This window comes from Micromonospora sp. MW-13 (genome assembly GCF_003434305.1).
Classification (GTDB): domain Bacteria; phylum Actinomycetota; class Actinomycetes; order Mycobacteriales; family Micromonosporaceae; genus Micromonospora.
Genome location: NZ_QKKX01000031.1, coordinates 71706 through 95251, shown reverse-complemented (window position 1 = coordinate 95251; position 23546 = coordinate 71706). Strand labels below are relative to the sequence as shown.

The following is a 23546-nucleotide window of genomic DNA, read 5'->3' as shown; positions in this document are numbered from 1 at the left end:
TCCGGTAGCGGTGGTGATCTTGTCGTAGCGCAGGGGGCGGAAGCCCTCCGACTCGTACCAGGACCGGGTCTTGACGGAGTGGCGTCCTTCCTGGCCGGTCTGGTACTCGTCATAGGTCCACATGGAGGTGTGGGAGGAGTCGACCCACCGGTCGAAGAGCGCCACGTGCCCGTAGGCCTTGCCCAGGATGGCGTCCCCGGGGAGCAGTTGGTCCATGCTGCTCAGGTACGTGGTGTCGCCGAACTGGTCGAGGCTGCCGGTGTTGCGGTCCCAACTGCCGTCGTTCTTGGGCAGGTGCCAGGCCATTGACACGAAGCCTGAGCAGTCGGGGCGGTACTTGTGTCCGTCACCGTCGGACTTGGCGTTCGCCTGATCCTGGCTGTAGATCACGCCGTACGTGTCCATCCACCACTGGGCGCGCTCGAGGATCTCCGTACGGGTGATGTTCCCGCCGACGCTCGATGCGGCCTGGGCCGGCTTGCTGGTCGCGACGTCGGTGGCGACGAACGTCGCCATGCTCAGGACGAGCCCGACGATGACACCCCACACCCGTAGGCCGAGTGGGAACGTGTCCTTCCTGTCTCTCATGCGGAATCCCTCGATCGGAGTTCGACGAATGTCCATGAGGATGAGGCAAGTCGCTGCGGCGGAAGGCTGGAGCGACTGCAGCCGGACTCCAGCGCGACTTCAGCCGTCCGGGTGAAATCGGGTTCTTTCCACTGGTGCGTGCAGCCGGACGTTGACCAGCAGCAGCACGGTGTCCGCTCTGAACAGCACGAGAACGGGCCGCCGGATGACCGGCGGCCCGCTGTCGTCTCAGTTCGTCAAGCGTCAGCGCCCCCGCTGTCGGACCTTGATGCTGTCGAGATCGGTCGACACCGAACTGAGGTCGCGGTGGTCGGCGCCGAGCCCCCGGACGGCGGCTGCGGCGAGCCTTTCCGCCCTGCCGATCACGACGTCCTCCCTGTCCTCCGCCGTGGCCGGGACGACGCAGCGAAAGGTGAACGTGAGCAGGGACCGTTCGTAGGTCACGGTGCCCTCCTCGGTGAACCTGGCCGCGAACACGTCGTGTTCGTCGGCCCGGGCGAGCAGCGCGGCCCGCTGCTCGTCGTCGAGCGGCGCGAACCTGCCGCGCACGATGACCTGATAGGCCTTACTGGTCATTGCGGGGACCTCCGGATTCGGCTGGGCGCTGCGACACCCGTCGGACGGCGGGGCTGGTGCGGCAGGAAGAAACGGCAGGCAGATCGCCAGACCACCACACCATCATCGGCGCACCCGCAGGGCCCGTGCCTCGTCCGATTCCGGCCGCCGCTTCACCCGGCCATCGTCCCGTGTCCTCGAATCACGGCAAGCGATTTACCGACGGGCGTAACGGCGTCGCAGCCCGCTGCGACCGCGCCGGCGCCCCGCCACCGCCCCGAACCGTGAGGCGGGCCGGGCGGTGGGTGGTCCCGCGCCGGACGTCCGGCGCGGGACCACGGATACCGGCGGGTCAGTTCGCGCAGACGGCGTACGCGCGCACCTTCCAGTTGCTGCTGAAGCCGTCCTCGTCCTCCATAGCGCGGACGGTGACCGTGGTCGAGGACGTGGCCCGCATCTCGGTCAGGCGCACCTGCCCATCGCCGCCGAGGATCTCGCCGCCCACCCCGTGCACGCGCGTGCCGGGCGGGCAGTCGGCCGTGACCGACTGGGTGTCGGCGGAGCTGTAGGTGCTGTCGTCGATCACGCGCTGCTCGCCGGGCAGCGGGTCGGCGCAGATCGCGGTGGCGTCCAGCCACCACGTGCCGGCGAAGCCCGTGCCGTCCTCGGCACCCGCCACCACGACGCTGCTCTGGTTGATCCGCAGATCCTCGAGGACGACCTCGCTGTTCGACGCCCCGACGACCGCGCCACCGACCCCGATGGCGTGCTTGCCGGCCGGGCAGGACTTCTCGAACCAGTTCGACGTGCCGAAGCTGGGCGCCGAACTGCCGGACACGGTCACCAGGCCCGGGGGCGGCGTGGCGCACACCGCGTTCGCCGTGACCGCCCAGTTGCCGGCGACGCCGTTCTCGTCCTCCCGGCCGGTCACCGAGTACGCGTCCCCGCCGACCAGCGGCACCATGATGTCCATGCCGACCTGCCCGAGGCCGGAACCGGTGATCGCGCCGCCGCCGCCGATGACCTTGGTGCCGGCCGGGCAGGTCGCGTTCTGCGACTTCGCGGCGCTGTTGCTGGGGCCGGTCGTCGTCTTGATGCTCAGGCCGGGCACCGCCGCCACCGGTCCGGTGAGGGCCACCTGGCCGAGCACGAGCGCGCTCAGCGCGCCCCCGCCCACGGCGGCCATCCGACGCGACCAACGGGTTCCGTTCGATCCTTCTCGCATGATGTCTTCCTTCTTTCCTGGTGATGTTCGGTACGGGAGGTGATTCGGTCAGGGTTTGCAAACGTCGATCAGCCGGTCGCCGCGGAGGGGCAGGCGAGTCTCCTCAGTAGCCGGTGCGATGACACCGGTAGGAGCGCGGCGGGGTCGGGATGCCAACAGAAAAGCCTGAAGAAAAAAATTTGCCGCTTTACTGGCACCGTTGATGAGTAGCGGGAGACACGGATGGACACGGCGGCACAGGACGACACCGCGCTGGTCGAGGCGGTGCGTCGCGGCGAGCGGGCCGGACTGGAGGGCATGTACCGGCGGTACGCCGACCGGCTGTACACGTACGCCCGGACCATGCTGCGCGAGCCGGAGGCCGCCGCGGACGCCGTCCACGACGCGTTCCTCATCGCCAGCCAGCGCATCGGCCAGCTCCGCGAGCCTGACCGGCTGCGCTCCTGGCTGTACGCGATCGTGCGCAGCGAGTGCCTCCGGCAGCTCCGGGAGCGGTCCCGCTCTCTGCCGCTGGAGGAGGCCGACGAGCCGGTGGCCGACACCGCCGACCCGGCCACGGGCGTCAACGCCGAGCAGGTACGCGCCCTGGTGCACGCCGCAGCCGCCGCGCTGAACCCGGGCGACCGTGAGGTGGTCCACCTGGCCATCCGCCACGACCTGTCGTCCGCCGACATCGGCGCGGCCCTCGGGGTGCCCGCCAACCACGCGCACGCCCGCCTGTCGCGCGCCCGCTCGCAGCTCGAACGGGCACTGGGGGCGCTGCTGGTGGCCCGCACCGGGGCCCGGGACTGCCCCGCCCTCGCCGACCTGATCGACGGCTGGCAGGGCCGGCTCACCCCGACCCTGCGCAAGCGGGTCTCGCGGCACATCGAGAGCTGCGCGGTGTGCGGGCTGCTCCGGCGGGAACAGCTCAGCCCGGCCGCCCTGCTGTCGGCGTACACGGCGCCGGCCTTCCTGGTGGTCGCCGACACGGTGTGGCCGAGACTGGCCGAGGTCTGCGCGACCGACATTCTGGCCGGTCCGGCGACCGACACGGCGTCCGACGGGGCGTTCGACACGGCGGCTGATCCGGCGACCGACGGGGCGACCGACACGGCGACCGATCCGGTGGCCGACGCGGCGTCCGGCGGGGCGGCCGATCCGGCGGGTGCGGTCCCGGCCGATCCGTCGACCGACCTGGTGCCAGCGGCCGACGAACCCCCCGGGCCGGCGGACGTCCGGCCAGCAGACGGACCGGTCAACGGGCCGACGCCGGTGGCCACGGACGATGCGGTGGCCCCGGAGGGTGCGGTGGCCCGGGGCGGTGCGGCGGTGCCGGCCGGTGTGGCGCACACCGTGCGGGCGACCTCGCGGGCGGCCCGCGACCGGAACCGTCGGCGGCTGGCCGCGACCGCGGCTCTGCTGATCCTTCTCGTCGTGTTCGGCACCTGGGCGTTGGGCCCCGGCCGCCCGACCGCCGCGCGGGACGGCTCCGGCCAACCGGTGTCCGGGGCGCTCGGCTCACCGGCCGGTGAGCCGGCGGCTCCCGCCGCGCCGCTGCCGTCCGGCACGGCCACGGGAGCCGGCACGCCAGCGCCGGCGGGCACCGCCGGCCCGACGTCGGGGACCGCCGCCGTGCCGGCGGACGGCGACGGGGCCGCCCGGACCGCCGCGCCCGCCGCGCCCGCCGCGCCCGACGTCGTGCCGGGTGGCGCCGCACCGGCACCGGCCGCGACACCGGCCAGGCCGCCGGCCGTGCCCCGGCCGACCGCCGCACCACAGGTCGCCACGCCGTTCACGGTCTCCGCCACCGCGCGGGTGCGGTGCGGCCAGGAGACGTACAGCCTCGCGGTGCAGGCCACCGGCAGTGGCACGCTCGGCGGTGCCGAGGTTCGCTGGACCCCTACCGGCAGCCGGACGTCGGCCCGGGCGATGACGGTGGACGGGTCTGCCGCCCGGACGACCGTCGGGCAGTTGCGCGCGTCGGCGCTGACCTGGTCGGTACGGGCGACCGCCGTGGACGGCCGTACGGCGCAGAGCCCGACCTACACGATCGCCGACCCGTGCGTTCGGCCGGGATAGCCGGGACGGGTTTCGAGTGCCGGTGTGGCTGTTCCGGTTCGTGGGGTGGGCCCAGTGGGATCCGCGCCGTGATCTCGTCGGCCGGTGTTGGATCGGGACGAGTGGCCGGACGAGTCGGGGGTGCATTGGTGAGCTACGCGGACGTCAACGGTGTGCGGCTGTGGTACGAAATCCACGGCACCGGCCGCCCGTTGGTGCTCCTGCACGGCGGGTACGGCGCGGTGGAGATGTTCGCCCCGATCCTGCCCGCCCTCGCCGCGCGCCGCCGGGTGGTCGGGGTCGACCTCCAGGGCCACGGCCGCACCGCCGACGTCGACCGCCCGCTGCGATTCGAGTCGATGGCCGACGACGTCGCCGCGCTGATCCGCCACCTCGGCCTCGGTGAGACCGACGTGCTGGGCTACTCGCTGGGCGGCGGCGTCGCCCTGCGCGTCGCGGTCGGGCATCCGGAGCTGGTGCGCCGGCTGGTGGTGGTCTCCGCGCCGTGCCGGCGTCAGGGCTGGTATCCGGAGGTGCTGGCCGCGATGGCCACCCAGGACGAGCGGACGGGCGAGCGGATGCGCGGGACCCCGCCGCACGAGCTGTACGAACGGATCGCTCCCCGCCCGCAGGACTGGCCGGCGCTCTGGGCCAAGACGGGCGACCTGCTCCGCCAGGAGTACGACTGGTCGACCGAGGTGGCCGCCCTGACCAAGCCGACCCTGCTGGTCTTCGCCGACGCCGACTCGATCCCGGTCCGCCACGCGGCGGAGTTCTTCGGGCTGCTCGGCGGCGGACACCGCGACGCCGGCTGGGACGGCACCGACCGCCCCGCGTCGCGCCTGGCGGTGCTGCCCGGCCTCACCCACTACGACATCGTCTCCTCGCCGGCGCTGCCCGCCGCGGTGATCCCGTTCCTCACCACCCAGGTCCGCGAGCCGGCCTGACGAGCCGGCGACGCCGGAGTTCCGTCGCCCGGCGAGGTCAGCCGAGGCGCTCGGCCGGCCAGGGCGGCAACGCGTCGGCCTGGGCCGCTGGAACTCCCGCAGCCCGGGGATGCCGACCGGTGGCGGCTGCCGCGCCCCGTCGAGGAAGAAGCCGGCCAGGCCGGCGAGCACGCCGGTGACGTCATACCGGCGGCCCGGCGACCGGGCAGCCGGTCACCCGGCGCCCGGGCCGGGCGCGGCGGTGTAGTGCAGGATCACCAGCCCGCTGTCGAAGGCGCGGGTCCCGGCCAGGGCGAACCGGTGCGGGTCGAAGCCCCGGTCGGCGAGCGGTACGCCGCTGCCGGCCACGATCGGGTGCAGCTTGACGACCAGTTCGTCCACCTCCGGCAGGAGCTGGCCGGCGAGCTGGCCGCCGCCGCAGAGCCAGATGTCGCCGCCGGGCTGCCGCTTCAGGTCGCGGACGAAGGCCACCGGGTCCGCGTCGACGATCTCCACCCCGGGATCGTCCGACGGGGGCAGCGACCGGGAGAAGACGTACTGCCTCAGGTGGGCGTACGGGCTGGTGACGCCGATCCGCAGCGCCGGGTCGTAGGTGGCCCGGCCCATCAGCAGCCCGCCGAACCGGCCGGTGGGTCGGTCGATGCCGAAGTGCGGGTGGCTGAGGGTGGGGAAGGTCTGCGGCCAGTGTGCCGCGAGGTGGGCCGCCACGTCCGGCTCCAGCGGCAGGAAGTCGTACGACCCGTCGGGGGCGGCGATGAAGCCGTCGAGGGTGCTGGCCACGTAGTACACGAGCTTGGGCAAGAAGACTCCAATCAACCACTACTACTGTCGTGGTTGCAATGTACTACACCTGTTGTTGTTGCTGCTAGGGTCTGCTCATGGCCCGCAACCCGCAACGACGTGCCCAACTCGCCGACGCGGGGCTGCGGGTGCTTGCCGCCGGTGGTGCGCGGGGGCTCACCCACCGCGCCGTGGACGCCGAGGCCGGGGTGCCCACCGGCACCGCCTCCAACTACTTCCCGTCCCGGGAGGCGCTGCTCGGCGCCCTCGCCGAGCGGGCCTTCGAGCGGTACGCCCCCGACGAGGCGGTCCTCGCCGAGCTGGCCGGCCGGGAGCCGTCACTCGCCCTGTTCACCGACTACCTGCGCTACATCGTGCTTCGCACCACCCGGGAGCCCGACGTCACCCGGGCGCTGATCGAGCTGCGGCTGGAGGCGGCCCGCCGCCCCGAGTTGGGCCGCAGCCTCGCCGCGGTGCTCCGCCGGGGGTACGCCGACGACGTCGCGTTCCACGCCGCCGCCGGACTGCCGGGTGGCGCGTTCGAGATCGCCCTGCTGCACTATGCGGTGGACGGGTTGCTGCTCGACCTTCTCACCACGTCGATCGACGCCGGCTTCGACGTCGACGAGGTGGTTTCCGCCCTGGTGTCCCGCCTCGTCGGCGGGGCCGGCCCCGCATCCGGCTGACGGCGGCCCTGCCCGGGGAGGCGCCGTGCCGTTCACCGCCCAGCAGATGAGCAAGCCGGTCGGCCCGGCCGGACCGGGCCTACCGACCCAGGTGTGCCCCCGTACGCAGCGGGAACCCTGCCCGAACGCACATCGGGAGGAGCGAGGCGATGGGGGACCGCACCGCGCTGACGATCGGTGTGCTGGGCTCGTACGGTGGCCGCAACCTCGGCGACGAGGCGATCCTGAGCGGCCTCCTGGCCGACCTGCGCTCGCACGAGCCGCAGGCGCGGATCATCGTCTTCTCCCGGAACCCGGAGCACACCGCCCGGGCCCATCCCGACGTGGAGGCGGTGCCCTGGGAGGGGGTCAGCCGGGTCGACTCGGCGCAGGTGCTGGCCGAGCTGGACCTGCTGATCCTCGGCGGCGGCGGCATCCTCTACGACCGGGAGGCGCGCCGCTACCTGCGGGTGGTCCGGGTGGCCCAGGAGCGGGGCCTGCCCCTGCTCACGTACGCGGTGGGGGTGGGGCCGCTTAGCGACGGGGTGGACACCGGGATGGTCCGGGAGACCCTGGCCGACGCCACCGAGGTGACCGTGCGGGACCAGGAGTCCCGGATGGTGCTGGAGGAGGCCGGGCTGGTCAACCCGATCACGGTGACCGCCGACCCGGCGTTCCTGCTGGAGCCGGAGGAGTTCCCCGAGGGGCTCCTGCGCGAGGAGGGGGTGCCGGCCGGCCGGCGGCTGGTCGGGCTCAGCGTCCGCGAGCCGGGCCGGGCCGCCGAACGGCTCGACGTCGACGGCTACCACCGGCTGATCGCCCAGATCGCCGACTTCCTGATCCACCGGATCGACGCGTACGTGCTCTTCGTGCCCATGGAACGCGACGACATCCGGCACTCGCACGGCGTGATGTCGCACATGACCACCGCCGAACGGGGGCGCATCCTGCACGGCGACTACTCACCCCGGCAGGTGCTCGGGCTGATGCGGCACTTCGACCTCGCCGTCGGCATGCGGCTGCACTTCCTGATCTTCGCCGCGATGGTCGGCACCCCGTTCCTGCCCCTGCCGTACGCGGGAAAGGTCTTCGACCTGGCCCAGCGCCTCGGCGTGCCGGCGCTGCGCGGCGTGGAGCGGGAGGTGGAGGGGCCGCTGCTGGCCGAGGTGGACCGGCTGTGGGACGAGCGGGAGGCCCGCTCCGCGGAGACGGCCCGCCGGGTGGCCGAGGTCTGCGAGCAGGCCCGGGGCACCTCGCAGGTGACCGCCGCGGTGCTGGAGAGCCTGCGCTCGTCGCGGCTGCCGGGCCGGGCGGGCGTCGCGAGGCCGGCCGGCGTCTCCCGCCCGACCGGGGCGACCGGCGCTCAGACGGCCGGGCCCCGCCACCGGTAGAGCCACCCCCGGCCGCCCTCGGCCACCGACTCCAGCTCGTAGATGTCGGCCTCGGCCAGCCCGTGCTCGCCGAGGTGGTGGTGGGTCAACGGCGGACGGCCGTTGCTGTCCAACTCGACCACGACCGTCTGCCCGTCGGCGCTGCCGCCCGCCAGCGGGATCTCCACCGTTGCTGCCATGGCCCAATCCTGCCCGGGCGACCGCCGCCCCGCAGGAGATACCCGCCCCGCCACCGCCCCACCTCCGGCCACTGCCAAACCACCCTCGTCCGGCCCGGGCGGCTCGGCCGGGGCAGCGTGGCGGGACCGTCGCCCGCTAGGGTCCGGCAATGGCGGAGATCGCGATCGACCCCACCCTCGGGCCGGTACTGGCCCGCACCGGCGACGAGCGCGCAGTGCTCGAATCCTTCCTCGACTTCCACCGCGCCACCGTGGCGCGCAAGCTGCGCGGCCTCAGCGACGCCGACGCCCGGCGCCGACTGGTGCCCTCCCTCACCACCCTCGCCGGCCTGGTGAAGCACCTGACGCTGGTCGAGCGGAACTGGTTCCCCTGCCTGCTCGCCCCGGAGCCCGGCGACCTCTACCAGACCACCGAGGAGGAGGCGGCGGCGAGCTTCACCCTCGACGACGCCGACACGGTCCAGTCCCTCCTGGCCGGCTACGAGCGGGCCTGCGCCCGGTCCCGCGCGGTCGCCGCGCGCTTCGACCTCGACCACGTGGTGCCGCACCCGCAGCTCGGCGAGGTCTCCCTGCGCTGGATCCTGACGCACCTGGTGGAGGAGACGGCCCGGCACGCCGGCCACGCCGACATCCTGCGCGAGCTGACCGACGGCTCCACCGGGGCGGTCTGACCACGACGCCACCCGGCCGGCCAGGTGGCGCGCCGGTCGGGGCTGCCCCCGCCCGGCCCGCTCAACCGGGCGGCAGCAGCCCCGGCGGGTACTCCATGCCGTCGTGGGCGCAGGCCGCCGCGGCGACCCGGGCCGCGTACGCCGCCGCCTCGGCCAGCCCCGCGCCGCGCAGTCGGGCGGCGACCAGGCCGGCCGCGAACGCGTCCCCGGCGCCGTTGGTGTCCACCACCGGCCCCGGCGGCGCGGCGGCGGGCACCTGGGCGGGCGGCCCGCCGGCGGCGAAGAGTTCCGCACCGTCCGCGCCCCGGGTGACCACGGTGGTCCGGGGCGCCAGTGCGGCGGCGAGCGCCCCGGCCCGTGCGCCGAGCCGGACGCCGCTGACGAGGACCAGGTCGGCCACCTCGGCGAACGGGCGGTGGTAGGGGTTGTCGCCGTCCCAGTCGTGCAGGTCGGTGGAGAGGCCGACCCCGGCCGGCAGCCCGGCACGCAGCGCGGGCAGCACGGGCGGCGCCCAGTCCATGATCGACAGGTGCACGTGCGCCGCGTCCCGGGCCAGCGCGGCCAGCCGCTCCGGCGCGAACGGCGGCGGCCCCTGCCAGGGGCGGGGGTCGTAGAGCGACATCCGTCGGCCGGCCGGGTCCACCAGGTTCACCGATCGGCGGGTCCCGCCCGGGTCCACGGCCAGCACGGTGTGCACCCCGGCCCGGTCCAGCGCGGCCCGGACCACGTCGCCCGCCGGGTCGGCGCCGAGCACGTCGACGACCGCCACCCGCAGGCCGAGCGCGCGGGCGGCCAGCGCCATGCCGGCTCCCGTGTTGCCGACCCGCAGCTCGATCGGGGGGACGGTGAGCGAGTCGGCGGCCGGCAGCGGGAGCTGCGGCACGCGTACCCGCACGTCCACCCCCAGGCCGCCGAGCACGAGAAGATCGAACATGGCACGACGGTAGCGGCCGGGCTCACTCCAGCGGCGTCGGCTCGGGCTGCGCGGGCGCGGGCTCGGTGCGCCGCATCGGCGCCCGGGTGCGGCGGACCGCCGGGCCCTTCTCCAGCGCCAGCGTGAAGACGTTCCGGAAGATCCGCGACAGCGCGGGGTCGGAGTCCAGCGCCCCGGCGAAGGTGATCGACGAGGCGCTGAAGACGAACAGCCGGGGGAACCGCTGGAAGCCGGCCCCGATCTGCCGGCTGCCGCTCCAGTAGCCCGCCCCGGTGGTGTAGTTGGTGCAGACGTACCGGTAGTAGTGGATCGTGCCGTCGGCCCGCACCCCGTAGAGCGACCCGTCGGTGCTGCCCAGCACGGTGCGGAACTGGTTCCACCCGGTGCCGATCCTCCGGCCGGAGCCGCTGGCCCATCCGGTCACGCCGGTCTGCCAGCCCCAGTGCCCGACGCCGGGCGCTGTCCCGGTCCGGCCGGACCGGTGTCCGGGCCGGGTCCGGCTATCCTCGGTGGTCGTCGGTCGGAGGGGGGACGGGTGCTGGTCATCCACGGGGCGTGGTTGCCCGGCCGAGGGCTCGCCGTCTGGGCCGAGGACACCAGCCGCCCGGCGCGGGCCCCCCGCCGCCCCGGCCGGGCGCCCCGCGAGCGGCCCCACCCGTTCGCCGCCGACCACGCCGCCCTGGCCGCCGCCCTCGCCCCCACGGCCCTCGACCCCACCGCCCCGGAGACCACCGCCCCGCCGCCCTCCGGCCGGGGGGCCGACGGCCCGGGGACGGCCGGGTCGGCAACCGTGGGCCCCGAGACCGCCGGTTCGGCAACCGACCGGCCACCCGGCACGCCGGGGACAACCGCCGAGGCCGGGTCGGTGCTGCTGCGCCTGCCCACCCGGGCGGGCTCGCCGGTCGACTCGCCGGAGCTGGTCCGGACCGCCGTCGCCGAGCCGGTCCGCGGGCCGGTCACCCTCGCCGGCTGGCGCGCCCCCGCCCTCCGGTACGCCCCGGCGGACGCGCTCGCGCTGCTGCGCGCTGCCGGCGACCGCGCCGGGGTGCCCGGCGCCACCCTGCGGCACCTGGCCGAGCTGGCGGAGTTCGCCGCGGACCTGGTCCGCCGGGGCCGCGTCCTGCCCGGGGTCGTCCCGGCGCGGCCCGAGGACGGCGAGCCCGGGGCTGCGGCGGCGCGGGCGGTGTGGCGGCCGTTGCTCACCGGCGCCGACGCGGCGTGGGCCCGGTCGCTCGCGCTGGCCCTCCCGCCGGTGGCCCGGGCCGCCGGCGACCTGCCCCCCGGCGACCTGGTCGCCGACGCCCTCGACGCGCTGACCGACGCCGCCGCCCGGGCCGCCCTCACCCGCACCACGCTGGCCCGGGGCGGCCGGCCTACCGGCGCGGTGCCGGCCTGGCTGGCCGCGCTGACCGGGCCGGCCGGGGAGTTCACCGCCGAGCCGGGGGCCCTCGCGGCGCTGCGCGCCGAGCTGGACGACTGGCAGCGGGACGCGGCCGGCGGCGCGGTCCGGGCCAGCTTCCGCTTGGTGGAGCCGGCCGCCGACCCGCTCGGCGACGCCTCGACCGACCCGCTCGGCGATACGCCGGCGAACCCGCTCGGCGGCGCGCCGGCCGGGGCCCGGGACGTGGGGGCCGACCCGGCCGGGACGCCGCCCGACGCCGGTCGCTGGCGGGTCGAGTTCGGGCTCCAGGCCGCCGACGAGCCCAGCCTGATCGTCGACGCCGGGCAGGTCTGGCGGTCCCCGCACCCCGGGCCCGCCCTCGCCGGCCGGCTGGACTCCCCGCAGGAGACCCTGCTCGCCGAGCTGGGCCGGGCCAGCCGGCTCTGGCCGGAGCTGGACGCGGCGCTGCGCACGGCCACCCCGGAGGCCCTGGAGCTGGACGTCGAGGGCGCGCACCGGTTCCTGCGCGACGGCGCGCCGGTGCTGCACGCCGCCGGTTTCGGGGTGCTGCTGCCGTCCTGGTGGCGGCGGCCCTCGTCCCGGCTGGGGGCCCGGTTGCAGGCCCGCAGCCGCACCGCGCCGGGGACCGTGGCCGCCGTCGACGGCGGGTTCGGCCTGGATGCGCTGGTCGACTACCGGTGGGAGGTGGCCCTCGGCGACGAGCCGCTCACCGCCGAGGAACTGGCCGCGCTGGCGGAGCTGAAGACCCCGCTGGTCCGGCTGCGGGGGCGCTGGGTGGAGCTGGACCCGGGGCGGCTCGCCGCCGGGCTGCGGCTGCTCCGCTCGGCCGGCGAGCTGACCGTGGCCGACCTGCTCCGGCTCGGCCTCGCCGACGCGGACTCCGACGACGCGCTGCCGGTGCTGGAGGTGACCGCCGACGGGCCGCTCGGCGAGCTGCTCGCCGGGCAGGCCGAGCGGCGGCTCACCCCGTTGGACCCGCCGCCGGCGTTCACCGGGACGCTGCGGCCGTACCAGCGGCGCGGGCTGGCCTGGCTGGCGTTCCTCCAGTCGCTCGGCCTCGGCGGGGTGCTCGCCGACGACATGGGGCTGGGCAAGACGGTGCAGCTACTGGCCCTGATCGCCGGGGACCCGCCGAGCGCCGGGCCGACCCTGCTGGTCTGCCCGATGTCGCTGGTGGGCAACTGGCAGCGGGAGGCCGCCCGGTTCGCTCCGGCGCTGCGCGTACACGTGCACCACGGGGCCGAGCGGGCCCGGGGGGAGGGGTTCGCCGCGGTCGTGCACGCGGCGGACCTGGTCCTCACCACCTACTCGGTGGCCGCCCGGGACGCGGTCGAGCTGGCCGGGATCGACTGGCACCGGGTGGTGGTGGACGAGGCGCAGGCGATCAAGAACGCCGCCACCCGGCAGGCGGAGGCGGTCCGGTCGCTGCCCGCCCGGCACCGGGTGGCGGTCACCGGCACGCCGGTGGAGAACCGGCTCGCCGATCTGTGGTCGATCATGCAGTTCGCCAATCCCGGCCTGCTCGGCCCGGCGGCGGCGTTCCGCAAGGCGTACGCCGAGCCGATCGAGCGGCACGGCGACGCCGAGGCCGCCGAGCGGCTGCGCCGGATGACCGGCCCGTTCGTGCTGCGCCGGCTCAAGACCGACTCGTCGATCATCTCCGACCTGCCCGAGAAGCTGGAGATGGAGGTGCTGTGCAACCTCACCGCCGAGCAGGCGTCGCTCTACCGGGCGGTGGTGGACGACATGCTGGCCCGCATCGAGTCCAGTGACGGCATTGAGCGGCGCGGCCTGGTGCTGTCGGCGATGACCCGGCTCAAGCAGGTCTGCAACCACCCCGCCCAGCTCCTGCGCGACGGCTCCGCGCTGGCCGGCCGGTCCGGCAAGCTGGCCCGGCTGGAGGAGATCCTCGACGAGGTGCTGGCGGCGGGGGAGCGGGCCCTGCTGTTCACCCAGTACGCCGAGTTCGGCGGGATGCTGCGCGGGCACCTCTCCGCCCGGTTCGGCCGGGAGGTGCTCTTCCTGCACGGCGGGGTGGGCAAGGCCGACCGGGACGCGATGGTGACCCGCTTCCAGTCCGCCGGCGGGCCGCCGCTGTTCGTGCTCAGCCTCAAGGCCGGCGGCACCGGGCTCACCCTCACCGCCGCCAACCACGTGGTGCACGTCGACCGGTGGTGGAACCCGGCCGTCGAGGACCAGGCCACCGACCGGGCGTTCCGGATCGGCCAGCGCCGGCGGGTGCAGGTACGCAAGTTCGTCTGCGCCGGCACGGTGGAGGAGAAGGTGGCCGCCATGATCGCCGAGAAGCGCAGCCTGGCCGCGTCCGTGGTGGGCACCGGCGAGCAGTGGGTGACCGAGCTGTCCACCGAGCGGCTGCGCGAGCTGTTCGCGCTGGAGGCCGGGGCGGTGGTCGAGTGACCGGGCCGGCTTCGGACGGGCCGGCGTCGACCGGCCGGTTCGCCGACTACGGCCGGCCGCGCCGGGTGGACGGCGGGCTGCGCGCCCGCAGCACCCGGGGGGCGATCGGCCGGTCCTGGTGGTCCCGCCGGTTCCTGGAGGTGCTGGAGTCGTTCGCACTGGGCACCCGGCTCACCCGGGGCCGGTCGTACGCGCGGGCGGGGCAGGTGCTCAGCCTCGACGTCGCCCCCGGCGTGGTGACCGCGCGGGTGCAGGGCTCCCGGCCCGAGCCGTACCAGGTGCGGATCGCGCTGGAGCCGTTTCCGGCGGCGCTGTGGGACCGGATCGAGGCGGAGCTGGCGGCGCAGGCGTTCTTCAGCGCCCGGCTGCTCGCCGGCGACCTCCCGGCCGAGCTGGAGGAGCTGTGCGCCGGTGCCGGGGCGCCGCTGTTCCCCGCCGGGGTCGGCGAGCTGGCCCAGCGGTGTAGCTGCCCCGACTTCGCCGTCCCGTGCAAGCACCTCGCGGCGACGTTCTACCTGCTCGCCGAGGCGTTCGACGCGGACCCGTTCGAGCTGCTGCACTGGCGGGGCCGACGTCGGGCGGAGCTGCTGGACCGGCTGCGCGCCCTGCGTGCCGCTGCCGCCCCGGCGGCCGACCGGGCGGCACCGGCCGGCAGCGCCGCCGGGTCCCCGGCGGGTGGCCGGGACGCCCCGGCCGGGCGGGTGCCCGCACCGGCCACACCGTCCACATCGGACGGCATCGGTCGGGCCGGGCCGGCCGCCCCGGCGGTTGCCGGCGTCGGCCCCGGATCGCCGTCCACCGGGGACGGTCCGGGCGTCGCGCCGGCCGTCGGCGCCGCGCGGTCGCTCGCCGCGCTGCCCGCAGCGCCGCTGGACGACGCCGTCGACCGGTTCTGGGTGCCGCCGGTGCCGCTGCCGGACCGTCCGCCGACCCTGTCGACGGGCCCGGACCTGCTGCTGCGGCAGCTCGGCGCGCCCGCGCCCGCGCTCGGCGGGCCGGGCCTGCTGGAGCGGCTGCGCCGGGCGTACCGGGAGTTCGGTCGCGCCCGCCCGGAGCCGGACCGGCCGGCTACCCCCGGGTCCCGGCCGGCGCGGTGACGGCGGCGCCCGGGCCACCGTCCACGCCGGGCCGACGCCCGGTGCCACGGTGCACGCCCGGTCGGGCTGCCGGGGCCACCGTCCACGCCGGAGCGGCGGCCGGACCGGCGTCACAACCAGCGACGGCGGAACCGCCACATGAGCGCGGCGTTGGCCAGCAGCACCACCGCGAAGACCGCCCCGGCCAGCCCGCCGGCCAGCACGGTCGCCGCCGGCAGCGAGGCCCACAGCACGACGGTCAACAGCATCAGGTACCGGCCGCGGCGGGCCCGGGCCCGGTGGTCCAGGCGGGCGAAGAACTCCGGATCGCTCTCCCGGAGCTGACGGGTGATCTGTTCGAACCTGCGCTGATCCTCTTTGCTGAGCATGGCGGTGCCTTCCCCTCACGCGTTCAGCGGTTCGGCGGCATACCCGCTGCGGCGGCGGCTCACGCGCCCCTCCTGCTGCTACTTTCGACAGATCGCTTGGGCGGGAGCCGGCGCCGACCTTCCGCCCGGGGTGCGTCCACCGCCCACCGGAGCGCGGGTTCCCGGGTCGTGGGCCGGCTGAGCGCAGGCTTATTCCCGGCTTAAGTTTCGCTGTGCCGTGGAACGACGCACGTCACGCGGGGACGGGGCGAACCGGCACGCCCGGTACGGGTACGCCCTGCTCCGGACGTCCCCGCCGGCAGCAGCCGAAACGGGCCGTCCGCCGGTGCCGTTGAGCGTCGCCTTAAGTGCCGTCGCCGGCCGGTTCGGCGTGTCTTGAAGGCCCTTCACCCCCCGGTTACCGTCCCGTAGCAACTCCTCCAGCAGTAGTCGCCGCACCGCCCCACCCCCGGGCGCAGCCGTGCCGGCGTTCGACGGAACGGGATTGGTACATGGCCGACCAGAATGTGCCACCGCGCCGGCTGCGGGACGACCGCGGCTGGGACGGACGACAGCACCCCACCCCGGACGGTTACCGCGACCATGGCACGTCCGACCCCTACGGCCCGTCCGGCCACCAGTCGAACCCCCCGTACCCCGACGCTCCCCCCGCCCCGGCCGGCCCGTATCCGCAGTACGCGCCCGCCGCCCCCGGGTCGGCCCACCGCGGCCCCCAGTGGGTCGGCCCCGACGGCCTCGGCCGGCCGGCCCGGGCCGCGACCGCGACCACCGGCTACGGACTGCCCAACCTGGACGATGACGACGACCCGGGCCGCCGGGCGGGCCGGCGGCGCGCCCTCGCCGCCCTCGGGGGCACCGCCGCGGTGGTGGCCGGCGGCGCCGTCCTGGCCATGACCCCGCAGGTGCGTGGACTCTTCGGCGGCGACGCCCCGGTCGGTGACGCCACCGGCACCACGGCCACCGACGGCACCCCCGCCCGCCCCGGCGGTCAGCAGCCGAGCACGGCGCTGGAACTGCCCCAGGAAACCGCGCAGTCCGACCGGCGCAGCGACGAGGTCGACGGCCGGTACAGCGGCACCGCCGGGCAGGCGGTACGGAAGCAGAGCGCCGACCTGGACACCGTCTCCGGTGCGACCGCCACCAGCACCGCGTACCGGCAGTCGTTGCAGGCCGCCCTCGACCGGGCCCGCTGAGGTGACCACGCGGGTGATCCGCCCCGGCCTGCGCCTGGTCGAGCAGGTCATGGGCACGGCGATCAGCCTGGACCTCGCGGACGACCTGCCCCCGCCGCGGCTGCGCGAGCTGGCCGGGGACGTCTTCGCCTGGCTGCGCGAGGTGGACGCCCGGTTCAGCACGTACCGGGCCGACAGCGAGGTGTGCCGGTTCGACCGGGGCGAGGTGCTGCTGTCCGAGGCGTCCGCGGACCTGCGTGTGGTGCTGGAGCGCTGCGCCGAGCTGTGGGGCGCCACGGACGGCTTCTTCGACGTGTACGTCACCGGGCGGCTGGACCCGTCCGGCTACGTGAAGGGCTGGGCGGCGCAGGTCGCCTCGGACCGGCTGGTCGCCGCAGGCGCGCCGAACCACTGCCTGAACGCCGGCGGGGACGTCCGCGTCCGGGGGCACTCGGCGAGCGGCCGGCCGTGGCGGATCGGCGTCCGGCACCCGTGGGACGGGTCGTCGGCCTGCCTGGTGCTCACCGGCACCGACCTGGCCGTGGCCACCTCCGGCGTGTACGAGCGCGGGCAGCACGTGCTCGACCCGCGCCGGGGCGCCCCGGCCACCGGGCTGCGCTCGGTCACCGTGGTCGGCCCGGACCTCGGGGTGGCCGACGCGTACGCCACGGCGGCGGTGGCGATGGGGATGGCCGGCATCGGCTGGCTCGACCGCCTCCCGGGCCACCTGCACGCGGTGATCACGGACGACGCCCGCTGCCTGCACTCCACCCGCCTCCCCCTCCTGACCGGCTGACGGACATGGCCCCCACCGCTCGCCGCGATCATGGACCCACGGCCCCGGAGATGCGGCTTTTGTCCCCGTGTGTCCGGGCCCGAACTGCAAGATCGCGGAGGGTGGGGGCGGTCAGCCGGCGGGGCGGCGGCTGCCGGCCGGGTGAGCGCCTCCCGGCCGGGGGCGGCCGGGGCGGGAACCGGACGGACGGGTCGGCGGCCAGCGGTGCCCGCGTCGGTGGTGCGGTGGCGGTTCCGCGCCGTCGGGTCGGCGTGCCGCGTCATCCCTGCTGGACATCACACCCCCGCTCGGGGCGCTGTCGCCCCCTCGTCCGGGTCAACGACGTCCCGGGCCGCCGGGACGCTGCCCGGGACGCGTCGGCTCCCCGACAGGCCGGCCCGTCGGCGTCGGACATGTCGCGGACGGGTTCACCAGCCGCGCCGCGGCAGTGGCAGGTGGTTGGGGAGCAGCTCGGGGGTGAGCGTCACGCCGGTGGCCCGCAGGGCGTCGACCAGCACGTTCTGCACCAGGTAGGAGTCCGGGAGCTGCCAGCGCGCCTGTTCCGGGGCGACCGCCCAGCGGACCGTGCCCTCCGGCAGCCGGGTCGGCGGCGCCGGGATCCACGAGCCGGCGCCGTGCCGGACCACGTGGAAGCAGTGCTCCAGCTCCGGGCGCAGCGGGTCGCCGGGGCGGACCAGGAACATCCACCGTCCGGTCGGCGTCACCACCACCGGGCCGCGGACCCCGAAGCCGGCCGGATGGGTCCCCACCGCGTCGAGGACCCCGCGCCCGAGATGGGCCGGCACCTCCAGCACGTCGAACGCCCGTCCGGTGGGCAGCAGCACGCCGTGCGGGCGGCTGCGCCACCAGGTCGCCACCCGCGCCGCGTCGGTGCTGGCCGCCCGCTCCCAGTCCTCCAGGGCGGGATGACAGCCGACGGTGGGACAGCCGGCCCGGCCGCACACGAAGCGGCTGCGGGCCAGGCACGCGCCCGGGGTCACCTCCCAGCCGTGGACGGCGTAGCGGACGGCGACCCGGCGCAGCCGGACCCGTTCCAGCGGCGACAACTGCGCGACCCGCGGCCCGACGTTCCCCCACATGCCTTCGAACTCCTCTCGCCCGGACCGGTAGGTGCCAGGTCGCTTGTCGAGCGCCGTCACTGCCGTATCCCGCGTTCGTTGACTTGACGGAACGGCTGGTGCAATTTGCACGAAAGCTACGAGTACTGCCCGCACGGCCGACGTACTGGCTGTGCGACCAGCGAAAACCTGGGGACGAACGGACCACCGTACCGTCCGCACGGTCGCCGCCGAGGCCAGCCGGCCCGGCCAGGGGAGGGATGGGACATGGACGAGTTACCCATAGGCCGGCGGGTGGCGTACTGGCGCGGGCGGCGCAAGATGTCCCAGCAGGTCTTCGCCGACCGGCTCGGCAAGTCCAAGAGCTGGGTGGACAAGGTCGAGCGCGGGGTGCGCCGGCTGGACAAGTTCTCCGTCCTCTACGAGATCGCCGACATCCTCCAGGTCGACGTGCAGTTGCTGCTCGGCAAGGACCCGGAGCGGCGCACCGACGCGCTCAACTGCATCGACCAGGTCGAGGTCCAGGAGATCCGGGCCGCCCTGGAGCGGTACGACTCGATGAGCGCCTACTTCGACGCGGCCCCGTTCCCGCCGCCGCTGGTGGACATGCGCAAGGCGGTCAACCACGCCTGGCTGACCTACCAGTACGGCCGCTACGGGATGCTCACCCGGGCGCTGCCGAAGCTGCTGCGCGACGCCCAGGCGGCGGACGCCGGCCACGGCGGCGACCAGGCCCGCGACGCCGCCCACCTGCTCGGCCAGGTGTACCAGATCGCCTCCTCGGTGCTGCGCAAACTCGGCGAGTGCGACCTGGCCTGGCTGGCCGCCGACCGGTCGATGGCGGTCGCCCAGCGGGCCGACGACCAGCTCCTGGCCGGGATCGCCACCACCCGGGTCTGCAACGCGATGGTCGCCATGGGCCGGGCCCGGCCCGCGCTGGAGCTCAACGTCAACATCGCCAACCGGCTGGCCCCCGGCGGCGCCAACGAGGCCACCCCGGACCGGCTCTCCGTCTACGGGATGCTGCTGCTCCAGGGCGCGATGGCCGCCTCCCGGCTCGGCGACTCGGCGACGGTGGACGACCTGATCAACGGCGCCCAGGAGGCGGCCGTCCTGCTCGGCGGCGACCACAACCACTACTGGACCTCCTTCGGACCGACGAACGTCGAGCTGCACCGGGCCGCCGCCGCCGTGGAGCTGGGCGACGGGGGGCGGGCGGTGGAGGTGCACCACCAGCGCATCCCCGAGCCGTCCTTCAACGGCCTGCTGCCCGAGCGGCGGGCCCACCACCTGCTCGACATCGCCCGGGGCATGGCCCAGATCGGCGACGTGGCCGGCGCCGGGGAGATGCTGCTGCGCGGCGACCGGCTCGCGCCCTCGGAGATCCGCTGCCGCCCGATCGCCCACGAGGTGATGTCGGACGTCCTGCGTCGCACACGGGGTGCGCCGCCGCCGCCGATTGCGGAGTTGGCTGAGCACATGGGAGTGGGAGTATGAGCGCGTCGGGGGTCGGCATGAACGGCCCGCACCGCAGCAGCGAGCGCCGTGGGGTGCTCTACGTCATCGCCTGCGGGTCACCCCTCGCCGGTCACGTCGGCCGCCTGGTCGAGCTGGCCCAGCAGGACGGGTGGGAGGTCTGCGTGGTCGCCACGCCGGACGGCGCGAAGTTCGTCGACCGGCCGGCACTGGCCCGGCAGACCGGCCACCCGGTCCGCAGCCGGTACAAGGACCCGGGCGACCCGGACGTGCTGCCGCCGGCCGACGCGATGATCGTCTGCCCGGCCACGGTCAACACGGTCAACAAGTGGGCGGCCGGGATCACCGACACCCTCGCCCTCGGCCTGCTGGTCGAGGCCCAGGGCAAGGGGGTGCCGATCGTGGCGGTGCCGTTCACCAACGCCGCGATGGCCGGGCACCCGGCCTTCCGGACCAGCCTGGCCCGGCTCGCCGAGTGGGGGGTGGACGTGGTCTTCGGCGACCACGTCGTGCCCCTGCACCCACCCGGCGCCGGCGAGCGTCACCTGCACGCGTTCCCGTGGGGCGCCGGCCTGGCGGCGCTGCGCGACCGGTGCCGCCCGGTCACCCCAGCCGCCTGATCGAGAAGCAGGGGCCCCTTGCCGACGGATTCCGTTGCACCGGGGGCCCCTGTCCACAGCCGCGGCCCTGACCTACGGCGCGCGCCGGTAGAGTGGCCCGCCGTGAGCACAACCCCGACACCGCCGACGGTGGCCGACGTGGTGGCGACGCTGCACCGGCACTTCCCGCCGGCCTGGGCTGAGGACTGGGACCGGGTCGGGCTGGTGCTCGGCGAGCCGACCGCCGAGGTCCGCCGGGTGGCCTGCGTGGTCGACGTCGTCCCCGAGACCGTCGCCGAGGCCCTCGCCGCCGGGGCGGACATGATCGTCGCCCACCACCCGCTGCTGCTGCGCGGGGTCTCCTCGGTCGCCCCGACGACGTACAAGGGGCGGATCGTCCACCAACTGATCAAGGCCGACGTGGCGCTCCTCGTCGCGCACACCAACGCCGACGTGGCCGACCCCGGCGTCTCCGACGCGCTGGCGGCCCGCTTCGGGCTGACCGGGATGCGCCCGCTGCACCCCCCGGCCCCGGGCACCCCGGCGGCCGGCCCGGGCCGGGGGATCGGCCGGATCGGTGAGCTGCCCCGGCCGATGACCCTCGCCGAGCTGACCCGGCACGCCGCCGTCGTGCTGCCCGCCACCGCCTGGGGCGTCCGCGCCGCCGGCGACCCGGCGCGGACGGTGCGTACCCTTGCGGTCAGCGGCGGATCGGGGGACGCCTTCCTCGGCGCGGCCACCGCGGCCGGCGTCGACGCCTACCTCACCGCCGACCTGCGCCACCACCCCGCCGGCGAGCACCTCGCCGCCGGGGGACCGGCCCTGCTCGACGCCGCCCACTGGGCGACCGAACGACCCTGGCTGGACGACCTGGCCGCCCTGCTCCGGGCCGAGCTGGGCGTCGAGACCATGGTGTCCGACCTGGACACCGACCCGTGGACGGTGCACGCCACCGCGCCCGGCGCCGGCCCGGCACCCGCCGACCCCACCGCCGACCCCGCGCCCGGCGGCGCCGCCCCGGCCTCCGCCGCCGACCCCGACCCCGCCTCCGCGCGGACGACAAGGAGCCCCGACCGTGAAGGCTGACCCCAAGGTCCAGCGCCGCCTGCTCGACCTCCAGGCGATCGACACCTCCCTCGCCCAGCTCGCCCACCGCCGCCGGTCCCTACCCGAGCGGGCCGAACTGGAGGCCCTCGCGCGGGAACTCTCCGCGCTGGAGGACGAACGGGTCCGCGCCCAGGTGGCCGTCGACGACCTCGACCGGGACATCGCCCGGCTGGAGAAGGACGTCGACCAGGTCCGGGCCCGCAAGAACAAGGACGAGGCGCGGCTCGCCGTCGGCACCGGACCGGCCCGGGAGCTGGAGGCGCTCCAGCACGAGCTGGTCTCGCTGAACCGCCGGCAGAGCGACCTGGAGGACGCCGAGCTGGAGCTGATGGAGCAGCGGGAGACCGCCCAGGGGGTGCTCGACGGCATCGAGCGGCGGGCGGCCGAGGCGCGGGAGCGGCGCGCCGCGGCCGAGCAGCGCCGCGACGAGGCCCTCGCCGAGATCGCCAAGGAGGAGGAGTTCAAGCGGACCGCCCGCCAGCCCCTCGCCGGCGACCTGCCGGGCGACCTGGTCGCCCTCTACGACAAGATCCGCGAGGACAGCGGGCTCGGCGCTGCCCTGCTCACCGGCGCCCGCTGCGGCGGCTGCCGGCTGGAACTCTCCGGCGCCGACATGGCCCGCATCCGCAAGGCCGCCCCGGACGAGGTGGTCCGCTGCGAGGAGTGCCGTCGGATCATGGTCCGCACCAACGAGTCCGGGCTGTAGGCGCGATGACGGTGCGCGCGGTCGTCATCGAGGCCGACGGCGGATCCCGGGGCAACCCCGGCCCGGCCGGCTACGGGGCGGTGGTCCGGGACCCGGACAGCGGCGAGGTGCTGGCCGAGCGGTCCGAGGCGATCGGCACCGCCACCAACAACGTCGCCGAGTACCGGGGGCTGATCGCCGGGCTGGAGGCCGCCGCCGAGCTGGGCGCGGCCGAGGTCGACGCCCGGATGGACTCCAAGCTGGTGGTCGAGCAGATGTGCGGGCGCTGGCAGATCAAGCACCCGGGGCTGCGTCCGCTCGCCGCGCAGGCGGCGGCCCTGGTCGGCCGGTTCACCGCGGTCCGCTTCCAGTGGATCCCGCGGGAGCGCAACCGGCACGCCGATGCCCTCGCCAACGCGGCGATGGACGTCGCCGCCGGCCGGCCGGCCCGGGCCGCCGCACCGGCCCCGGCCGCCGAGCCGCTGCGCGAGGTGGCCGCCCCGGACTCGCCCGCCCGGGCCCGCGCCCGCGAGGCCGCCGCCCGCGCCGCCACCCGGGGGGCCGGCTCCGACCCGGCCACCGTCCCCCCGTCCTGGGAGCCGCGCCCCAGCGACACCGCCACCCGGCTGATCCTGGTCCGGCACGGCGAGACCGAGTTCACCGAGCAGCGCCGCTACTCCGGCCGGGGCGACGTGCCGCTGTCCGCGCGGGGCCGGGCCCAGGTGCGGGCCACGGCCGCCCGGGTGGCCGCCCTCGCCCCGTCCGTCGCGGCCGTGGTCAGCTCGCCCCTGTCCCGGTGTACGGCGACCGCCGAGGCGATCGCCGGGGCGCTCGGCGACGTCCCGGTACGCACGGTCGGCGACCTGATCGAGTGCGACTTCGGCGCCTGGGAGGGGCGCACCTTCGCCGAGGTGCGCTCCGGCTGGCCGGGGGAGTTGGACGCCTGGCTCGCCTCCACCCGGGTCGCCCCGCCGGACGGCGAGTCGTTCACCGAGGTCGCCGCCCGGGCGGCCCGGGCCACGGACGCGCTGCTTGCGGCGTACCCCGGGGAGACCGTGGTGGTGGTCTCGCACGTCTCGCCGATCAAGCTGGTGCTGCGCGACGCCCTCGCGGCCGACGACACGTTCCTGCACCGGCTCTACCTCGACGCGGCCGGCATCTCCGTCCTGGACCGCTGGCCCGACGGCGGCATAGCGGTCCGCTCGATCAACGACACCGCCCACCTCCCCACCCCCTAACCCCCCCACCCCTCCCGGCGCACTTTCCCGGAAAGAGTGGCCATTCCTCGGCGAATGGCCACTCTTTCCGGGTATTTGCGCGGGGTTTTCCCGGGCGGGTGCGGCCGTTCGGCGCAGGCGGGGAGCCGTTCGGCGCATCGGGGGCCGTCGATCGG

General features: G+C 75.7%; 20 protein-coding genes and 4 pseudogenes. 15 read left to right on the top strand and 9 right to left on the bottom strand.

Annotated elements, in window-relative coordinates; translation table 11 throughout:
* The 3 genes and pseudogenes from C5N14_RS17025 to C5N14_RS17015 form a co-directional block, all read right to left on the bottom strand.
* A pseudogene (locus C5N14_RS17025) lies at positions 1-588 on the bottom strand (hypothetical protein); the annotation flags it as partial.
* A 243-nt stretch (positions 589-831) separates the two neighbouring features.
* Positions 832-1164 carry a DUF6204 family protein gene (locus tag C5N14_RS17020; RefSeq protein ID WP_117669074.1) on the bottom strand — a complete coding sequence of 111 codons (333 nt, stop codon included), beginning with the start codon at positions 1162-1164 and terminating at the stop codon, positions 832-834.
* A gap of 331 nt (positions 1165-1495) precedes the next feature.
* Positions 1496-2368: a hypothetical protein gene (locus tag C5N14_RS17015; RefSeq protein WP_128763594.1), complete on the bottom strand. Its 873-nt coding sequence runs from the start codon at positions 2366-2368 to the stop codon at positions 1496-1498.
* Between the two features lie 222 nt (positions 2369-2590).
* Between C5N14_RS17015 and C5N14_RS17010 the strand changes: the two genes are divergently transcribed.
* Together C5N14_RS17010 and C5N14_RS17005 are read left to right on the top strand one after the other, a co-directional pair.
* A complete protein-coding gene (locus C5N14_RS17010) occupies positions 2591-4429 on the top strand; it encodes an RNA polymerase sigma factor (RefSeq protein WP_117669072.1) in 1839 nt (612 codons plus the stop codon).
* A gap of 128 nt (positions 4430-4557) precedes the next feature.
* Positions 4558-5355, top strand: coding sequence for an alpha/beta fold hydrolase (locus tag C5N14_RS17005; RefSeq protein ID WP_117669071.1), 798 nt, complete (start codon positions 4558-4560; stop codon positions 5353-5355).
* Between the two features lie 213 nt (positions 5356-5568).
* Here C5N14_RS17005 and C5N14_RS16995 read toward each other — a convergent pair whose 3' ends face one another.
* Positions 5569-6156 carry a dihydrofolate reductase family protein gene (locus C5N14_RS16995; protein WP_117669070.1) on the bottom strand — a complete coding sequence of 196 codons (588 nt, stop codon included), beginning with the start codon at positions 6154-6156 and terminating at the stop codon, positions 5569-5571.
* 77 nt (positions 6157-6233) lie between these two features.
* Here C5N14_RS16995 and C5N14_RS16990 point away from each other — a divergent pair, with 77 nt between their 5' ends.
* Together C5N14_RS16990 and C5N14_RS16985 are read left to right on the top strand one after the other, a co-directional pair.
* Complete coding sequence (locus C5N14_RS16990; protein WP_117669069.1) at positions 6234-6821, top strand: TetR/AcrR family transcriptional regulator; 588 nt, start codon at positions 6234-6236, stop codon at positions 6819-6821.
* Positions 6822-6970: 149 nt separating this feature from the next.
* Positions 6971-8101, top strand: a pseudogene (locus C5N14_RS16985) (polysaccharide pyruvyl transferase family protein); the annotation flags it as partial.
* Positions 8102-8163: 62 nt separating this feature from the next.
* Here C5N14_RS16985 and C5N14_RS16980 read toward each other — a convergent pair.
* Positions 8164-8370, bottom strand: coding sequence for a hypothetical protein (locus C5N14_RS16980; RefSeq protein WP_117669067.1), 207 nt, complete (start codon positions 8368-8370; stop codon positions 8164-8166).
* Between the two features lie 149 nt (positions 8371-8519).
* Here C5N14_RS16980 and C5N14_RS16975 point away from each other — a divergent pair, with 149 nt between their 5' ends.
* Entirely contained in the window at positions 8520-9041 is a 522-nt protein-coding gene (locus C5N14_RS16975) for a DinB family protein (protein WP_117669066.1), read from the top strand.
* A gap of 61 nt (positions 9042-9102) precedes the next feature.
* Here the strand turns inward: C5N14_RS16975 and C5N14_RS16970 are convergent, their stop codons facing one another.
* Both C5N14_RS16970 and C5N14_RS16965 read right to left on the bottom strand, forming a co-directional pair.
* Complete coding sequence (locus C5N14_RS16970) at positions 9103-9975, bottom strand: carbohydrate kinase family protein (protein ID WP_117669065.1); 873 nt, start codon at positions 9973-9975, stop codon at positions 9103-9105.
* A gap of 22 nt (positions 9976-9997) precedes the next feature.
* Positions 9998-10399, bottom strand: coding sequence for a tachylectin-related carbohydrate-binding protein (locus tag C5N14_RS16965; RefSeq protein ID WP_117669064.1), 402 nt, complete (start codon positions 10397-10399; stop codon positions 9998-10000).
* A 111-nt stretch (positions 10400-10510) separates the two neighbouring features.
* Between C5N14_RS16965 and C5N14_RS34210 the strand changes: the two are divergent.
* The 3 genes and pseudogenes from C5N14_RS34210 to C5N14_RS16955 all read left to right on the top strand — a co-directional run.
* Positions 10511-11522: pseudogene (locus C5N14_RS34210) on the top strand (hypothetical protein); the annotation flags it as partial.
* 113 nt (positions 11523-11635) lie between these two features.
* Positions 11636-13795: pseudogene (locus C5N14_RS16960) on the top strand (DEAD/DEAH box helicase); the annotation flags it as partial.
* On the top strand, positions 13792-14892 hold the full coding sequence (locus tag C5N14_RS16955; RefSeq protein WP_117669062.1) for an SWIM zinc finger family protein: 1101 nt from the start codon (positions 13792-13794) through the stop codon (positions 14890-14892). The pseudogene C5N14_RS16960 and the gene C5N14_RS16955, both read left to right, overlap by 4 nt.
* 110 nt (positions 14893-15002) lie before the next feature.
* Here C5N14_RS16955 and C5N14_RS16950 read toward each other — a convergent pair whose 3' ends face one another.
* Positions 15003-15260 carry a DUF3040 domain-containing protein gene (locus C5N14_RS16950; RefSeq protein ID WP_117669061.1) on the bottom strand — a complete coding sequence of 86 codons (258 nt, stop codon included), beginning with the start codon at positions 15258-15260 and terminating at the stop codon, positions 15003-15005.
* 491 nt (positions 15261-15751) lie between these two features.
* Here C5N14_RS16950 and C5N14_RS16945 point away from each other — a divergent pair, with 491 nt between their 5' ends.
* Complete coding sequence (locus C5N14_RS16945; RefSeq protein ID WP_117669060.1) at positions 15752-16453, top strand: FMN-binding protein; 702 nt, start codon at positions 15752-15754, stop codon at positions 16451-16453.
* Positions 16454-16502: 49 nt separating this feature from the next.
* On the top strand, positions 16503-17228 hold the full coding sequence (locus C5N14_RS16940) for an FAD:protein FMN transferase (RefSeq protein WP_117669086.1): 726 nt from the start codon (positions 16503-16505) through the stop codon (positions 17226-17228).
* 407 nt (positions 17229-17635) lie between these two features.
* Here C5N14_RS16940 and C5N14_RS16935 read toward each other — a convergent pair whose 3' ends face one another.
* Positions 17636-18307 carry a bifunctional DNA primase/polymerase gene (locus tag C5N14_RS16935; RefSeq protein WP_117669059.1) on the bottom strand — a complete coding sequence of 224 codons (672 nt, stop codon included), beginning with the start codon at positions 18305-18307 and terminating at the stop codon, positions 17636-17638.
* 246 nt (positions 18308-18553) lie between these two features.
* Here C5N14_RS16935 and C5N14_RS16930 point away from each other — a divergent pair, with 246 nt between their 5' ends.
* The 5 genes from C5N14_RS16930 (at position 18554) to C5N14_RS16910 (ending at position 23391) form a co-directional block, all read left to right on the top strand.
* Positions 18554-19783 carry a helix-turn-helix domain-containing protein gene (locus C5N14_RS16930; RefSeq protein ID WP_117669058.1) on the top strand — a complete coding sequence of 410 codons (1230 nt, stop codon included), beginning with the start codon at positions 18554-18556 and terminating at the stop codon, positions 19781-19783.
* Between the two features lie 17 nt (positions 19784-19800).
* The gene (locus C5N14_RS16925) at positions 19801-20382 is read left to right on the top strand and encodes a flavoprotein (protein ID WP_117669085.1); all 582 of its coding nucleotides are present in this window, start codon (positions 19801-19803) and stop codon (positions 20380-20382) included.
* Between the two features lie 102 nt (positions 20383-20484).
* Entirely contained in the window at positions 20485-21447 is a 963-nt protein-coding gene (locus C5N14_RS16920; protein WP_117669057.1) for a Nif3-like dinuclear metal center hexameric protein, read from the top strand.
* Entirely contained in the window at positions 21437-22174 is a 738-nt protein-coding gene (locus C5N14_RS16915) for a zinc ribbon domain-containing protein (protein WP_117669056.1), read from the top strand. The genes C5N14_RS16920 and C5N14_RS16915 overlap by 11 nt, the downstream gene beginning before the upstream one ends.
* A 5-nt stretch (positions 22175-22179) precedes the next feature.
* On the top strand, positions 22180-23391 hold the full coding sequence (locus tag C5N14_RS16910; protein WP_117669055.1) for a bifunctional RNase H/acid phosphatase: 1212 nt from the start codon (positions 22180-22182) through the stop codon (positions 23389-23391).
* Positions 23392-23546 lie beyond the last annotated feature (155 nt).